We start from the raw sequence: 16,460 nt of genomic DNA on the forward strand, positions 1-16,460 counted from the left end.
CATTTTTAGGGGAATGTTGGGTTTTGTTTTGTTCACTAATGGTTTTAAATCAATGCATCTATCTTCGCAATATTTTCTTCGGTTGTTGCCCAGCTCATCACAAAGCGTATGATTGTATGTGTTGCATCATATTGTTCCCATATCGAAAATTTTATTTTTGTTTGTAGTTCTTTTAATTTATCGTTATGTACAATAAAAAATTGTTGGTTTGTTGATGAGTCTATATACAGTTGATAACCTTTTTTTACAAATGATGTTCTTAATTTTTGAGCCATTTTTATAGCATGTTGACTAATTTCAAAATACAAATTATCCGTGAACAATTCTAAAAATTGCACACCTAATAATCTACCCTTTGCTAATAGAGCGCCATGTTGCTTAATACGTGTTACAAAATGCTTTGGCATATTATTTGAAGTAAAGACAACCGCTTCACCACAAAGCGCCCCTATCTTTGTACCTCCAATATAAAAAACATCACTTAATTGTGCGATGTCTGCTATTGTTACATCTGAGTAATCACTTGCCAATCCATAGCCTAACCGTGCCCCGTCTATAAATAGTGGTATTTGATACGCTTTACAAACCGCAGATAGTTGCTCTAATTCTTGCTTTGAATACAATGTTCCATACTCAGTTGGAAATGAGATATAAACCATGCCTGGAAATACCATATGGTCATGGTTAGCATCGTTATAAAATACTTCTATATAGTCCTTTACTGATTCGGCGGATAACTTTCCGTTACTTGAAGGAAGCGTTATTACTTTTTTACCCGTAAATTCAATCGCTCCCGCTTCATGAGTACTGATATGTCCTGTATCTGCTGCAAGTACACCTTGATATGGTTCTAACATAGTATCTATAACGATTTGATTAGTCTGTGTTCCACCTGTTAATAATTGTACTTCTGCTGTTGGTAAGCCTATCACTTCTTTAATACGTTCTTGAGCTTGCTTTGTATATGAATCAGTACCATAGCCTGACTCTTGAACCATATTAGTTTCAATCAGTCGCGCTAACACTTTTTCATGTGCACCTTCTAGATAGTCATTTTCAAATGAAATCATTTATGAGTCTCTCCTTCTATATCCGGACTAACCACTTGACCTAATATGTTTTCAATAGTTTCCATTGCTTCTTCTAATGCTTTAACTTCACCTGGTGAAATATCAGCGATTAACTTTTCCACCTTTTTATTTGATGCAGTTTCTACATATTCATTAAGCTTTTGCCCTTCTGCTGTTAGATAAATATGCAATTTTCTACTATCTTCTGAATCCTTTTCACGATATATATAGTCAGCAGTTAATAGTTTATCAAGAATCCTGCTTAAATAGCTTTTATCTATATCTAAATAGGTTGTTAATGTATTAGCTGTTATACCACTATTCCTACTAATTTCTCCTAATATTCTCATCTCTATCATAGAATAGTTTAAATTAAATACTTTCTTATCAAATATACCTAAGATTCTTGTATAGTAGCGATTAAACTTTCTTATTTTCTGTACACTCAAATTCAACACCTCATTAGTTTACTTTGTCAACTAATTGTAGCGTAGATTAATAAGTTGAGTTTGTCAACTATATAAAAGGTATGTGTTTGCTACATCTTATGTCCAGCCATTAATCCTAATCTTCCATTCTTTGTCCCTGCTGCAGTATACGATACAGCTCGAGACACTATGCCTCTACCATACTTTCTTTGTAATTCATCAATTGCTTTAGCTAAACGTTCCTTGCGCTTTCTTTCATATTCATCGATAAATAAATTCAGTTGTCTCTCCCTCTCGTTGACAAACTGTGTTAATGAGACGCTCAATGTACGATATAATGCTGAACGATCACATAATTTATCTGCAAAATGCTCAATAACTTGAAATATTTGATCATCTAGATTGGTCGGGTTATCCAAAGTATATTGTTTACTAATACCTCCTTCATCACTGTAACCAAATGAAAAATGGATAGTCTTTGCTAATTTATTCCTTGCTCTAACACGACTTGCTACATCCTCTATAAGTTCACGCATCACAACCTTTGTTTCTTCATATCGGTAATCTCTCATCAATATTTGGCTTTTACAAATAGAGGGATTCATCACTTCATACTTATCTCTCACTTTACTTTGATCTATACCATTCGCATGTAAATGTAAATCTACGCCGATAATACCTAAATCCCTCTTTAAGTATGGATATGGGTAGTTAGCTAAATCACCAATAGAGAAAATCCCTCTCTTATTTAATTTGGCTTCTGTACGCTTACTAATTCCCCAAAATTTACTCAATGGTTTAATTGGCCATAACTTTTGAGGAACATCATGATAACGCCACTCTGCTATCATTTTCGGACTATGTTTCGCTTCAATATCCATGGCTACCTTACTCAACAACATATTAGATCCGATACCAATACTACAATCAATCCCTGTCTCTTCCTTTATCTCATACTGTAATCTTTCACAAAATGAATGTAAGGTCGTGCTAAACCTATGATAGCTATCTGTAACATCCATGAAAAATTCATCCACGCTATATTGGTGCAAATCTTCAGGTGCAACATAACGTAAAGCAACCTTAGAGATTGCTATCGATACTTCTAAATATTTGCGCATACTTGGGTTAATAATATATATGTCATTTCTATGTGGTATTTCAAACAACCTAGATCCAGTCTTGATTCCCAATTCCTTTAAAGGTCCTGTAGCTGCTAATACAACAGAACCTTGACGTTTAGTATCAGCTACGACTGCAAGTTTAACTTCTTTTGGATCTAGTCCCTTCTGTATGCAAGACACACTTGCAAAAAAGCTCTTTTGATCTATACATAGCACATCTCTTTCTTCCACTAGATTATAATCATACATATCCATAATGAATGCCCCCTTCATAAAAATATTATATACGAACAAATGTTCTCTTTCAACAATTAACGAACAAACGTTCTGCTAGAATAAAATTTCTAACTTTTGGGAATTTTCATGCTATAATGAATGCGTCAATTATAGTTAAGTAGGAGGAATTGCAATGCCAATCGTCAATGTAAAATTATTAGAAGGTCGTTCAGATGAGCAACTCAAAGCACTTGTTTCTGAAGTAACTCAGGCAGTTGAAAAAACAACAGGTGCAAATAAAGAAGCAATCCAAGTAGTGATTGAAGAAATGAATCCTGCACATTACGGTGTTGCAGGCGTAAGAAAATCAGATCAATAAAGTATCTATGACTAAACATAACAATGGTAATACAATAAAGAAGCGCTCACTCCTAAAGTGAACGCTTCTTTATTATTATTTATTCATTTAAAAACTTTTTAACTTCTTCTTTGTTCTTAGCTTTATCAATTTGTAAAGCACTACCATCTGTTGGTGTCTGTAAATCTTGGTAAGTACCTTTAATTGGTAATGTAACAGAATCTATATTCTTATCACCACGAATACCAAAGTTTAACGCAGTTTGTATCAATGCTGAATCTGGCATATTGGTATTCAAATATCCTCTTAAAATACCAGCCACTTTTGGTAATTTAGGTAATGTATCTAGACTCACTAATTCCTTCTTCAGTGATTGCATAACTTGTTGTTGTCTTCTCACACGTCCAAAGTCACCTTCAGCGTCATGTCTAAATCGCGCATATCCTAATAACTCTTTACCATTTAGTCGATGATTACCTTTTTTTAGAGATACGCCGATATTTGCTGACATATCCTTTTCAACATCAATTGGGACACCATCAGGTTCAAGTTCATCAATCATTTTCTCAAATCCAGTAAAGTCTAAGATTGCGTAATATTCAGGATCAATATCTAAATTCTTCTTCAATGTCTGTCTCAGTAATTCAGGACCACCAATTGAATAAGCTGAATTTATTTTGTGTTGCCCACTACCTGGAATATCTGCATATATATCACGCATAACGGACATCATTTTCATTTTCTTATGAATATAATCATACTGCGCAATCATAATAGAGTCTGTTCGTGAAATACCACCTTGCTCTTTATCTGCACCCAGTACCATAATTGTAATCTTGCCATCATTTTTAGAAGCACCATTAAATTTATGTGCTTTGAGTGTCTTGCCATGGTCTTTGGCATAGTCTATTCCTGAATGATAACCATGTACACAATAGCCAATAATAATAGCTAAGATTACGACGAAAATCAAAATAATAAACGGAAACTTTCTAATTCTCTTCTTTTTTACTCTTCTCATAGAACTGTCGGTCGTTCTTTTTTCTGTAAATTCATTGTTGCTTTGTTTGTCTTCACTCATTAGTATCAACCTTATATCTTCAAAATTGCACATTTATGTACTATAATTAATATATACTAACTTATATAAAAAGTGTATAAAAATCAAGAAAAAACTTAATAAATGGTACTAAAGTCCAATACAGAAAGGATGTTAATCATGAATATAAACAAAGCATACTTCGCCGGAGGTTGCTTTTGGTGCATGGTCAAACCATTTGATACATTTGAAGGCATTGAAAAAGTAACCTCTGGTTATATGGGAGGTCATGTCGACAATCCAACATATGAACAAGTGAAGACTGGCGAAACTGGGCATCTAGAAACTGTTGAAATCGAATATGATGTCGCATTATTTTCGTATAATAAATTATTGGAAATATTCTTTTCTGTAATTGATCCAACAGATGCTGGTGGCCAATTCCAAGATAGAGGCGCACAATATCAGACAGCTATTTTCTATACAAATAATGATCAAAAGGAATTAGCTGAAGATTATGTAGAAAAGTTAAAGCATACAATCGATAAAGACAAAGCGATTGCCACACAAATCTTACCCGCTTCAGAATTCTATAAAGCTGAGGAAGAACATCAAGATTTTTATAAAAAGAATCCTGAACGCTATGCTAAGGAACAAGCTGATCGCAATCAATATAAAAATAGTAGTGATGTTTAGTCTGTTGTTGATATGGCATCAACACTCACAATTTGAATAAACTGTACTACAATCCATTCAAGTAATACCCAAAAACATGTGAAATACATAAGACACCTCGATAATTTGGTATATATTCTTATTAAATTATACGACTGTGGCTTATCCCTTTATCAAATAAGCGCACCGATTAAAATTTAATATTTCAATCGATGCGCTTTATTATTATAATCTAAAACGATTCTTTCTAAGATTTACTTTTGCTGTTTCATTTTCAATGGTATTTTATGCTTTTTAGCAACCTTTTTACCATCATAAAGTTTCATAACTGTTTTAATACTTTCTTCTCCCATTAAACTAGGTTGTTGTGCTACTGTTGCAAATAATTTTTTATTGTCTACTGATTTTAACGCATCTTCATTTCCATCAAAACCAATAACTTTAATATCTTTATTACCTATAGCCTCCACTGCTCCTAAAGCCATTTCATCATTTTGAGCAAAGACGGCTTTAATATCAGGATGCGCTTGGATAATATTTTGTGTGACATTCAACCCTTCCGTTCTGTTAAATTTCGCACTTTGTTTTGATACGACATCCAATGATTTATCAGCGATATTATGGAATCCTTTACCACGTTCTCTCGTCGCACTCGCACCAGGAATACCTTCTAATTCTGCCACCTTGGCATCTTTGCCTATTTCATCAACAATAAGCTGTGCACCCATCTCTCCACCTTTAACATTATCAGAAGCAATAAATGACGCTACTTTCCCTTTAGAAACTTCTCTATCTAAAGTAATTACTGGAATATTTTGGTCATTCGCAATTTGTATGCTACCTGAAATAGCGTCTGAATCAGTAGGATTTACTATTAAGTAGTCTACGTTTTGCTGAATTAAATCATCGATATCATTAGCTTGTTTTGCTGCATCATCTTGCGCATCCGCAAACTTGACCTTTACGCCTTGTCGTTTCGCTTCATCTTCTATACCTTGTTTAATTTTTACAAAGAAAGGATTATTCAAAGTAGAAATACTAACACCAATTACAATATCTGATTTCTTCTTATCCGATTTACTATTACTATTATTTTCTAAAGGGGATTCAAGCGAACAACCTGTTAAAAATAATAGTACAGCAATTAAACAAATAAAGATTTTCTTCATACTCTAAACCCCCTATTTATTCTTTCTATCAATCAACACTGCTATAATAATCACTACACCTTTAACAACTTGTTGGTAGAAAGATGATACACCAAGCAAATTCAAACCGTTATTTAACACACCGATAATCAATACACCAATAAGCGTACCGACAATTCGCCCCTTACCACCTGTTAGTGAAGTACCACCTAATACAACAGCGGCAATGGCATCTAATTCATATGACATACCTGCAGTCGGTTGAGCCGAATTAAGTCTCGATGTTAAAATCGCTCCAGCAAGTGCAGACATTAGCCCTGCTAAACCGTAAATACACACTTTCAGTTTATTAACTTTTATACCTGAAATAAATGCAGCCTTCTCATTACCGCCCATAGCATAAGTCTGTCTACCAAATATCGTCTTATGCAGTATCACATAGAGAATAATAAAGGTAATGAACATCGTAATGGCAGGCACTGGAATACCAATAAAATAACCTCGTCCAAACAATTGGAATGCATAACTGCCGTTTAAATTCGTTATTGGATTACCATCTGTAATAACAAGCGTTACGCCTCGAAATACAGTCATTGTAGCCAAAGTTGCAATAAATGGTGCCATTTTCCCTAAAGTAATTAAGAATCCATTAATCGCACCTAAGACTGCTCCAAAAATGCATCCGATAATAATAGCGATAATACCATCAACACCAGAAACCATGAGAATTGCTACTAATGCACTAGATAAAGCTAAAGTGGAACCAACTGATAAATCTATTCCACCTGTTAAAATAACAAAGGTCATACCAAATGCAATTAACCCATTAATTGATACCTGTCTCAATAAGTTAAATAAATTGGATGGTTCCAAAAATGCACTGTTTAAAATACTAATAATAATAACGAGTAAGATTAATCCAATAAATGGAATTACTTTTTCTAAATAAGATAATGATATTTTAGATTGTTGCATCTAAATTCCCTCCAGTAGCTAACGTCATAATATGCTCTTCAGATAATTCATCTTTATTTAATATGCCTGCAATATGTCCCTCATGAACCACTGCTACTCGATCACTCATACCAATTACTTCAGGAAGCTCAGATGAAATCATAATAATCGACATACCGCGTTCAGTCAGTTCATTCATTAATTGATATATTTCTCTCTTAGCACCGACATCTATACCTCTTGTCGGCTCATCTAAAATTAACACTCTAGGTGCGGTTGCAATCCATTTAGCCAATACAACTTTCTGCTGATTTCCACCAGACAAATCTATGCAACTATTTTCTTTACGTCCTTTAATATTTAAGCGTTGAATCATTTGATCAGTATATTGATCCATTGATGATTGTACTAATAAATTCGTCTTTGAAAAGCTTTTTAACGCAGGTAATGTCATATTCTCTACAATTGTATCTTGTAATACTAGACCTTCTTCTTTTCTATTTTCTGTAATAAAAGCTAATCCTTGCTTAATTGCTTGATTCGGATTGTTAATATGAAGCGGTTGTCCTGCTAATTCAACATGCATTTGACCTACATCCAAACCAAACAATACACGCATAATTTCGGAACGACCTGCTCCCATCAATCCACTAAATCCCAGAATTTCTCCTTTATTCAACTCAAAGTTCACATTTTCAATACCATGCGCTTTGCTATTCAAATTTTGCACAGTTAAAATCGTTTCACTTGCAGTAAAATTTCTATGCGGATATTGATGATCCAAATCTCTACCAATCATTGCTTTGATGATTTGTTGCTGTGTTGTCTGTTCTGTTTGTGTCGTCAATATTGAACGGCCATCTCGCATGACAGTGATACGGTCTGACAACTCAAAAATTTCTTCCATTCTGTGCGAGATATACACAAATGATACGCCTTCACTTTTTAACTTATTGATTTGTTCAAATAACACTGTTATTTCACTATTTGTTAAAGCTGCCGTAGGTTCATCCATGATAATTATTTTGGCATCTTGCATTAACGCTTTACTTATTTCCAGCATTTGCTGCATACCTACAGATAAATTACTCGCTAATTCATTCAATTCAATTTTGAGGTTCAACTTTTCAAATAAAGCTAAGGCTTCTTTACGCATCGTTTTATTATCAATTAGACCGAAACGTTTCACCTTTTCCTTTCCTAAAAACAAATTCTCCAAAACTGTTAAATTAGGCCAAATATTTAATTCTTGTTGTATAAATGCAATCCCGTTTTCTTCAGCATCTTTAGTATTTTTGTACTGTACTTCGTGACCATTGTCATAAATTGTACCTTTATCTGCTTTATAAACCCCAGTTAAAATTTTCATTAAAGTACTTTTTCCAGCACCATTTTCACCCATAAGCGCATGGACTTCCGCTTCACGAATTTCTAGGTCAACGCCCATTAACACATCGTTTTGACCAAAAGATTTGTAAATCTGATTCATACCAATCATCATTTCACCTCCTAGAATATAACGCCACTTGTTAAGATTACATTGGCATATGGTGTCCCTTCGCCAGTTCTAATAATTGCTTTTACATCATGACTCAACATTTTTAATTCTTCATGGCTTACACTTTCAATGGTTAAATTAGTAGCCTTTAAATCTTCAAATAATTGATTATTATCATTTTCAATTTCAGTTGCTACCGTCATCCGTTCAATCTTCATATGCTCACTCACTATATTAAATACATCTAAAAAGGAGGGTTGTCCTAATGTGAGTGCGAGATCAATTTTGTGTACATGTTGTGGTACCGGTAAGCCACAATCCGCAATAATAATTTTGTCCGTGTGTCCCAAATCACTCAATACCTTTGAAATTTCACTATTTAACACACCTGTTTTATACATTTATAAACCCCTTTCTCCTATATGTAACCCGTTACATAAAATTCATTAATTTCTAGTGCTTTGTCTTTTTTTAATTATTAATTTAATTTGTTCACAATCCGCTTCATCAATATTTAATAATTTTGAAACTGCTGTGGTACCTAAACGATATGCTGACTGATCAACCGTAGTAATTTGTGGATATGTCATTTTAGAAAAAGGAATATTATCATATCCTACAATTTGAATCGCTTCTGGAACTTTATAATTTAATTGTTGAATCATTCCTAGCACTTGAATTGCTATCATATCGTTACTGCAAATAATAGAATCAATATATTGTGTCGTGAGTATGGTTTCGAATAATTTAGCATCTTGCAACGTTGAAACCGGACAATCTATAACCTTAATATTCACTTGTTCCAATACATGCTTTGCACCTTTATATCGTAATTTGAATGTTTCAATAGTAAGATCCTCATGCAATAACAATACATGCTGTGCGTCACCATTGATTACAATTTGTGCCTGCAGTTCACCGCCTCTATAGTGGTTCGTTGAAATGCCATTTTGTTCCTTGTTTAATCTGTCTACAAAAACAACAGGAAGACTTTGTGTTGCTATCAATTCAGTAATTGAATGGTGATCGAATGCAGTAGAAATGATCCCAATACAATTATGAGAATTAAAGGTGTTAATATATCCTTTTGCTTTTTCTAATGAATTGTCACTATTACCAATTAAGACTTGAAATCCATGCTTTAAAGCAATATCTTCAACACCACGAGCAATTAACATAAAAAATGGATTGCTAATATCAGGTAACAGTAAACCAATTATTTTTGATTTCTTTTTAAATAACGTTCTTGCAGCTTCATTAGGTTTATAATTTAATTGCTTAATCGCTTGCTCAATTTGAAGCTTGGTATCTGCTTTAACATAACCGTTATTATTAATCACTCTAGAAACAGTTGCTACAGACACACCGGCTAATTGTGCAACTTCTTTAATTGTCGCCATAGTGTAGTCACTCCCACCAATATATGTAACCGTTTTCATAATAGCATATTTTTTCAAAATTGAATAGATGATGTATTATTTTCTGCATAAAATTTATAAAATCTATATCCAGTCAAAATTTTCTACTTTTTATAGTAAAAAAGACCATTACGCAAATAACGTAATGGTTCATCTTAAATATTTAATAAAATACAATACCAAACAATAAACCAAGTAAGACGATTGACCAAGATGGCCATTTAAAATACATTGACAAAACAAACATAATGCTCACCAAAGCAAAATCGATTTCTGATTGAATCGTTGTTTTCCAAATGGGATTGTAAAAAGCAGAAATTAAAATTCCGACTACCCCTGCACTAATTCCTTTTAAGAAGCCATTTGCATAGATATTATTAATAAGATTGTCCCAAAACGGTAAGACACCAAATAATAATAAGAAAGCAGGTAAAAATATAGCAATTGTGGCTAAAATACCTCCACCTATACCAGCAACTTCAGTACCGATAAATGACGCAAACGTAAACAGTGGTCCCGGTACTGCTTGAGTAGCACCATAACCAGTTAAAAATTGCTCTAAAGTTATAAGGTTTTGAGGGACAAATTCACTTTTCAATAATGGTAAAACGACATGACCACCGCCAAATACAAATGCCCCCGCTCTATAGAAACTATCAAACATAGAAAGCCAGACGTTATTGGTTAACGTTCTAATATATGGTAATAGGAATAGTAAAAGAAAGAACAGAAATAGTGAAAGGTAACCCATACGTTTAGGTAAATAAAATAATTTGTTATGTGTTTGTTGATTATTTGATTTATTTCTCAAAAATATCAACCCATACATACCTACACACATCAAAGAAAAAACTTGTATAAAAATATTCTCAATCAGCAGTGTCAAAGTTAAAGTAAATAATGCTAATGTAATAGTCGTTTTAGTAGTAGCAAGTTTTTTGCCCATACCAATAATTGCTTGCGCTACAATTGCAATAGCTACCAATTTTAACCCCTGAATCCATGTAAAATGTGTATTTTCATTAGCAAAAAATAACGAAAAAGCCATTAAAATAATTACTGAAGGTGTAGTAAATCCTAAAAACGAAATAATCCCACCTATAATTCCACCTTTTATAGTTCCTATACCAATTCCCACTTGGCTGCTTGCCGGTCCTGGCAAAAATTGACATAAAGCCACAAGGTTTGAATATTCTTGCTCATTAAGCCATCGTTTCTTTTTAACATATGTGTCATAAAAATAACCCAAATGAGCAGTTGGACCCCCAAATGAAACAAAACCAAGTTTCAAAGCAATCCAAAAAATATGAAAATATTTTTTCAATTTATTCTCCTCTATTCTCTTTATTATTTCAAAGGATGAATTTATCATAATAAATCAAGCAATTGAATTTCTTTATAATGTAGCAATAAAATCGTAACTTTAAACACCTAAGCCTACTTACTTAATTTTCGATCTATAAATCCAATACAACCATTTGAATTATTAATTTTTAATTATTGCAGGTAGTAACAAACGATAAGCACTACACAATCTCTATTTACGTGACAGAAGATAGTTTAAATTGAGTTTATAAACTTTATACACACTAGTCAAACCAATTTTTAAAACTTTACACTCTTTTTACAAAAATGTAAATTAACAATTTAAAATCAAATTGCATTAAAGAGAGTAGAATGTAAATTTTTATTTTGAAGAATAATTAAACTACTGTTGAAAGCGCTTACCTACGATGTTATATTATATACATACCTTCGGCAAAAGGGTAATGATCGTCATATAGAGTTAGAATTAAATGACTTTTCTAGTATTCAAGTTAGTTTATTAGTAGCTAATACTTCTCCAATCATTGGCTACACAAACCATTAAGCACTACACTTAAACTCCTAAAAGCTTAAAGTCATGGAATTTAAGCTACAAAAAAGGCCAAATCTTTTAATTAAGATTTGGCCTTTTTGATGTTTTCTTGTATTTACTTTTAGTTACTTATCTATCATCCATATTACTTTTTCTTTCTAATTACACGCATTACCTTTAACATACTAAGCCAAAGCGAATGGTGTTTACGATATACTAAAAATCTTGGTTCCCACTCTGGTTTAAATTTCTCTTTATATTTTCTTAATCCTTGGAATCTATATAGTCCATTGAAATGTTCAAATACTCTTCCAGCAATACGTTCTCCATAGAATGAAAATTGTACTTGTCCGACATTTGATAAAGTAGCCATTCCCATATTGAATTTACTATAGCCGTGTTCTTTTGCCCATAAAAGCATTTTTAAATATAAACCATCCATCAATGGTACATCAATATCTAGCTTCCAACGAATCAAATCTACAGATATCGTTTCATGCTCACATACCGGCATAATTGATGAAAATGCTATAACTTTATTATCATTATTTTTAATAATGGCTATTGGTGCCTGATTTAAATAAAAATTATCAAATTGTCCTACAGAAAAATGCATTTCATTTCTATCATCTAACCACTCATCACTCACTGCTTTAAGTTCAGATAATAAACTATTAGAAAATGGCGGATATAGTACTTCAAAGATCAACCCACTATCATCTAACTTATTAAGTGTTGCACGCAAACCTCGCTTCTTTTTTCCTGAAGTAGAGAAATGATTCAAATCAATAACTGCTTCTTCACCTAATTTGAAAAACTGGTTTCCAAAATTATGGTATAGCGACATATATTTATCCGTTACTTGGTAGAAGATGACATCATAGCCGAAAAATTTTGCTTCCTTATAAAATGATTCCAATAATGTATTAAATGAAGTCGAGTTACCAATTGGATCACCCAGTACAATATAGGCATTATTTTTGTAACGATACATTACAAATGCATCTTGTTGTTCATTTATAAAGAACTTCTTATCACCACTATACATTAAATGACTGAGGAAATGACCGCCATACTTAGCGATGATATCTTCACAAATTTCAAGTGACTCATTCGTCCTTAAAACGCGGTAACGATGTTCAAACCACCAGACAATTAATCCAACAATAATTGCAACTAAAATAATAGTTATCCAGAAGTAATAGCGTAATATAGATGTATCAATTTCCACATGATAAATATCTAAACTTGCAAATGCACTTGTTATGATAATGTGATTTAGAAATAGAATGATCGCACCTATCAACACACTTAGCATCAACTTAGAAAATCTAAACGGTCGTTTGATTACTGTAGCTCGTCTATAAAATAGTACAAGCAGTATGATGATAATAGTCAACCAACCTAATAATATAAACGAAGCATAAGTATATGCTGTCACACCGAAAATTAATATTGCAGAGATAATAGAAAACAATATTGCACGTTTTGATCCACAGTAAACACCAAACGTATTTAGTAACAACAATAGGCATGCACAAGTATGAACTGCCACAATTGTATAATATACATTATGGTTTGGTGCATATAATCCATCGTATATAATTGTCAGGTTATTTAAGAAGAACATTAAACTCGTAAACATTAATAGAACTGCAATTGAAAATGATGGTATTCTTGCCAATACGTCCTTTTGATATGAAGCTAACAATGAAGACATATCCTTTACAGGAATACTGAGCCTTGAATCTTCCCAATAACGCTTTGCAGTATCTTTAAATTCAAAGGTTGAAAGAATCAACGCAATCAATAATGGGAATAAATAATATGCAAAACGATATAGCAGAACTGCTAATACGATTTTTTCTTCAGGAATACCTAACCCCTTCATGCCTAATAACACAACTAAATCAAATGAACCAAATCCACCAGGAATAAAACTGATGAGACCTGATAACGCAGCAATGATAAAGATGCCCATAAAGGTAGGAAATGCAATATGAATACCAACAATATATGCAGCAAAGTATAGTACTAATGCGGCAACAAACCATTCAATTGCCGATACGATAGTACAATATACCCCTAGATACTTTTCACTTTGCTGAACAGGTTTAAGAATTGTAACAACAATAAATATCGGTAAGAATAATGCAACGATATATAACAACCATCTTATCCATGGAAATGGACTAAAAATGTGCGAGACATCAAAAATATGTAATACAACCAAAATAGACAATAAACTTAGACCCGTTAACATGGATACTAAAACAATTGAAATAGTATGGACTAAAGCCTTTTTATCCTTAGTCGTATCTTTATAAAATAAAAATCTTACGCTAGCACCAATAAAGCCGCCAAAACCAATTACTGAATTAAGCGCATTTACAATATAACCAATACGAATTGTTCTTAAAATGGAAATACGCAAATTTAATGTCTTTGCTAAAATCACATCATATAAAGACATTACAACAATTGAAGCACCACCACTTAAAAACAATCCAACTAACCATAAACTATTAATTTTGCCAAATGCTTTTACAGTTTCCTTAAAATTAATATGGGCAAGTTCACGATACAATGTAAAAATCACAAAACTTAATAAAGCAACTGCAAATACAACCTTTAATACAGAGAGCAGTTTACTTCTTATTTCCTTAGACATTTTTTCACTTCATTTCTACGAGTTTCATATATTCATAAAAAATATACCACAATATAATTGTCAAAGAAATATAATTAAGCAATCATGAGCTAACAATAATGTCATATTTAATATTGATAAAATTGCTTTAATGCTTAAAAATATTTTTGTTTGTTTTATTGTTGTTATTTTGATTCATCGTTATCGTCATACTTATTATGTTTATATCATTTGTATTATCATATTCAACTTTAGTACTACCAATCAATTACGTTGATTTCAACATTTTAATTGAAATATTTTCCATATAAAAAACCCGCAAATGAACTTTTAACATTCATTTGCGAGCTGATATCATTTTTTGACGAATATCTCAACATCGCCTATTCAAGCGAACTATTTATCTAGTTATACGACTATCTTATTAACGATTGACTTCTTCGTCTTTAATTTCATAATCTCCAGCATCATCACCATAATATTTATTATATCTACGCTTATAAAGATAGAATAAATGAGTAACTAATACCTTTAAGATTGCATAAGCTGGAATTCCAAGAATGACACCAACGACACCGAGTAAATTACCCGCACTTAATAAGATAAAGATAATTGTAAGTGGGTGAATTTTCAATGTTTTACCCATGATATTTGGTGAAATAAAGTGCCCTTCTATAAATTGTACTGCAGTCCATACCACAATTAACTTTAATAACATAATTGGCGAAGTGATTAAAGCAATTATAATTGCTGGTGAAATTGCAATCGTTGGACCAATATATGGTACGACACTTGTGACCGCGGCGATACAAGCAAGAATTAAACTATAATCCAATCCAATAATGCTATAACCAATAAATAATAAAATACCAATGCAGAATGACACGATAATTTGTCCTTGAATATAAGAACCAACTTGTTCACTCATTTTATCCAATAGATCATGAAAATCTTTTCTAAATTTTGGTGCCATTAAATTCGTTGAAAATTCTTTAAATTTGTGGCCATCCTTCAACATAAAGAATAATACAAATGGTGTTGTAGCAATAACGACACCGACATTTACTAATGCTTCTGCTACATTTTTCACTTTAGTACCAAAACCATTAAAGTAATCTGAAATCATTGATGGAATCTTCTTAGACAATGCATCAAGTTGGTCTTGAATTTGACTATAAGAATTAGATATCAACGAATATTTAGTAATCCGATCAATTAAACCATTTACTTTATCAACATAATGAGGAAAATTATGACCAAAACTTTTAATTTGAGTGCCAATTACAGGAATAAGTAAATTAATCGCCAATGATATAACACCGACAATTAGTAAAAATAGAATAATAACTCCCCATGCACGTCCAATATTATAACGTTCCATTAAATTAACTAAAGGATTAAGTAAATAGTACAAAATAATAGAAACGATAATTGGTGCAGCTATTGTATTAAATACAATAATAAATGGTTTAAAAATATAAGATACCTGGTCAAAAATAAAAATCGCAAATCCGACCAATATGAGTACAATGAGGCCAAAAATTAAATCTTTACCACCAAAAAATTTCATAAATCGTGTCTCTGGAAAACTTAACTTGAGCCGATCCTTTTTATTTTTTGATTCTTGTTGAGTATTTTGTTCTTGATTCATAACTTCACCATACCTTATTTTGATTCATAATAATGTCTTAATAAAATACATTTTAACCTAAGCTTTTATTTTGATAGTCACAAATAAATACTTTTATATTTAGTCTTAAAAAGTAACCTCAACTATCAAATATCGTAATTAAGACAATAAAATACGAAAAGTTAACATACCATCATAATTTCAGTTCCATAGCATGTCAATAAATTTATAATAACATATCCACGTTGTTCTAAACATATATTTCCTCACATAATGTTTAGTACGTATTAATTTTAAAATTTATATACTTTTTGAAACGTAAGTAACAATTTGCTTTTGTGAATTTTTTATCTGAATTGTTTCTATTACTTGTAAAATAAGTAAGGTTATAGCA

At 32.1% G+C, this 16,460-nt stretch carries 14 protein-coding genes; 2 read left to right on the plus strand and 12 right to left on the minus strand.

Annotated elements, in window-relative coordinates; translation table 11 throughout:
• Positions 1-44: 44 nt before the first annotated feature.
• The 3 genes from JN168_RS07445 to JN168_RS07455 form a co-directional block, all read right to left on the minus strand.
• Positions 45-1,070 carry a threonine aldolase family protein gene (locus JN168_RS07445; protein ID WP_279525732.1) on the minus strand — a complete coding sequence of 342 codons (1,026 nt, stop codon included), beginning with the start codon at positions 1,068-1,070 and terminating at the stop codon, positions 45-47.
• On the minus strand, positions 1,067-1,519 hold the full coding sequence (locus JN168_RS07450) for a MarR family winged helix-turn-helix transcriptional regulator (protein WP_042738752.1): 453 nt from the start codon (positions 1,517-1,519) through the stop codon (positions 1,067-1,069). Before JN168_RS07450 ends, JN168_RS07445 begins: the two co-directional genes overlap by 4 nt.
• A gap of 89 nt (positions 1,520-1,608) precedes the next feature.
• Positions 1,609-2,871: a Y-family DNA polymerase gene (locus JN168_RS07455; RefSeq protein WP_042739030.1), complete on the minus strand. Its 1,263-nt coding sequence runs from the start codon at positions 2,869-2,871 to the stop codon at positions 1,609-1,611.
• 160 nt (positions 2,872-3,031) lie between these two features.
• Here JN168_RS07455 and JN168_RS07460 point away from each other — a divergent pair, with 160 nt between their 5' ends.
• On the plus strand, positions 3,032-3,217 hold the full coding sequence (locus JN168_RS07460; RefSeq protein ID WP_042738753.1) for a 2-hydroxymuconate tautomerase: 186 nt from the start codon (positions 3,032-3,034) through the stop codon (positions 3,215-3,217).
• Positions 3,218-3,296: 79 nt separating this feature from the next.
• On the opposite strand, the gene JN168_RS07465 is transcribed toward JN168_RS07460, so the two are convergent.
• Positions 3,297-4,277: an LCP family protein gene (locus JN168_RS07465; RefSeq protein WP_042738754.1), complete on the minus strand. Its 981-nt coding sequence runs from the start codon at positions 4,275-4,277 to the stop codon at positions 3,297-3,299.
• A gap of 138 nt (positions 4,278-4,415) precedes the next feature.
• Between JN168_RS07465 and msrA the strand changes: the two genes are divergently transcribed.
• Complete coding sequence (gene msrA, locus JN168_RS07470) at positions 4,416-4,931, plus strand: peptide-methionine (S)-S-oxide reductase MsrA (RefSeq protein ID WP_042738755.1); 516 nt, start codon at positions 4,416-4,418, stop codon at positions 4,929-4,931.
• 233 nt (positions 4,932-5,164) lie between these two features.
• Here the strand turns inward: msrA and JN168_RS07475 are convergent, their stop codons facing one another.
• The 8 genes from JN168_RS07475 to JN168_RS07510 form a co-directional block, all read right to left on the minus strand.
• Positions 5,165-6,079 carry a D-ribose ABC transporter substrate-binding protein gene (locus tag JN168_RS07475; protein ID WP_042738756.1) on the minus strand — a complete coding sequence of 305 codons (915 nt, stop codon included), beginning with the start codon at positions 6,077-6,079 and terminating at the stop codon, positions 5,165-5,167.
• 12 nt (positions 6,080-6,091) lie between these two features.
• Positions 6,092-7,033 (minus strand): ABC transporter permease subunit, encoded by a 942-nt coding sequence (locus JN168_RS07480; protein ID WP_107589411.1) that lies wholly within the window; start codon positions 7,031-7,033, stop codon positions 6,092-6,094.
• Positions 7,020-8,510, minus strand: coding sequence for a sugar ABC transporter ATP-binding protein (locus JN168_RS07485; protein WP_269668881.1), 1,491 nt, complete (start codon positions 8,508-8,510; stop codon positions 7,020-7,022). Before JN168_RS07485 ends, JN168_RS07480 begins: the two co-directional genes overlap by 14 nt.
• 11 nt (positions 8,511-8,521) lie before the next feature.
• Positions 8,522-8,911, minus strand: a complete 390-nt coding sequence (gene rbsD / locus JN168_RS07490; RefSeq protein WP_042738759.1) for a D-ribose pyranase — start codon at positions 8,909-8,911, stop codon at positions 8,522-8,524.
• 45 nt (positions 8,912-8,956) lie between these two features.
• A complete protein-coding gene (locus JN168_RS07495; protein ID WP_042738760.1) occupies positions 8,957-9,910 on the minus strand; it encodes a LacI family DNA-binding transcriptional regulator in 954 nt (317 codons plus the stop codon).
• A 181-nt stretch (positions 9,911-10,091) separates the two neighbouring features.
• Entirely contained in the window at positions 10,092-11,252 is a 1,161-nt protein-coding gene (chrA, locus tag JN168_RS07500) for a chromate efflux transporter (protein ID WP_279525733.1), read from the minus strand.
• Positions 11,253-11,931: 679 nt separating this feature from the next.
• Positions 11,932-14,457 (minus strand): bifunctional lysylphosphatidylglycerol flippase/synthetase MprF, encoded by a 2,526-nt coding sequence (gene mprF / locus JN168_RS07505; RefSeq protein ID WP_279525734.1) that lies wholly within the window; start codon positions 14,455-14,457, stop codon positions 11,932-11,934.
• 403 nt (positions 14,458-14,860) lie between these two features.
• On the minus strand, positions 14,861-16,087 hold the full coding sequence (locus tag JN168_RS07510) for an AI-2E family transporter (protein ID WP_042738763.1): 1,227 nt from the start codon (positions 16,085-16,087) through the stop codon (positions 14,861-14,863).
• Positions 16,088-16,460: the final 373 nt, after the last annotated feature.

This window comes from Staphylococcus gallinarum (assembly GCF_029774255.1).
GTDB lineage: Bacteria > Bacillota > Bacilli > Staphylococcales > Staphylococcaceae > Staphylococcus > Staphylococcus gallinarum.

Excerpts from the sequence above, each read along its gene's own strand:
- JN168_RS07445 (WP_279525732.1), bottom strand. The coding sequence starts at position 1,070 with ATGATTTCATTTGAAAATGACTATCTAGAAGGTGCACATGAAAAAGTG.
- JN168_RS07455 (WP_042739030.1), bottom strand. The coding sequence starts at position 2,871 with ATGTATGATTATAATCTAGTGGAAGAAAGAGATGTGCTATGTATAGAT.
- JN168_RS07460 (WP_042738753.1), top strand. The coding sequence starts at position 3,032 with ATGCCAATCGTCAATGTAAAATTATTAGAAGGTCGTTCAGATGAGCAA.
- JN168_RS07465 (WP_042738754.1), bottom strand. The coding sequence starts at position 4,277 with ATGAGTGAAGACAAACAAAGCAACAATGAATTTACAGAAAAAAGAACG.
- msrA (WP_042738755.1), top strand. The coding sequence starts at position 4,416 with ATGAATATAAACAAAGCATACTTCGCCGGAGGTTGCTTTTGGTGCATG.
- JN168_RS07475 (WP_042738756.1), bottom strand. The coding sequence starts at position 6,079 with ATGAAGAAAATCTTTATTTGTTTAATTGCTGTACTATTATTTTTAACA.
- JN168_RS07480 (WP_107589411.1), bottom strand. The coding sequence starts at position 7,033 with ATGCAACAATCTAAAATATCATTATCTTATTTAGAAAAAGTAATTCCA.
- JN168_RS07485 (WP_269668881.1), bottom strand. The coding sequence starts at position 8,510 with ATGATTGGTATGAATCAGATTTACAAATCTTTTGGTCAAAACGATGTG.
- rbsD (WP_042738759.1), bottom strand. The coding sequence starts at position 8,911 with ATGTATAAAACAGGTGTGTTAAATAGTGAAATTTCAAAGGTATTGAGT.
- JN168_RS07495 (WP_042738760.1), bottom strand. The coding sequence starts at position 9,910 with ATGGCGACAATTAAAGAAGTTGCACAATTAGCCGGTGTGTCTGTAGCA.
- mprF (WP_279525734.1), bottom strand. The coding sequence starts at position 14,457 with ATGTCTAAGGAAATAAGAAGTAAACTGCTCTCTGTATTAAAGGTTGTA.
- JN168_RS07510 (WP_042738763.1), bottom strand. The coding sequence starts at position 16,087 with ATGAATCAAGAACAAAATACTCAACAAGAATCAAAAAATAAAAAGGAT.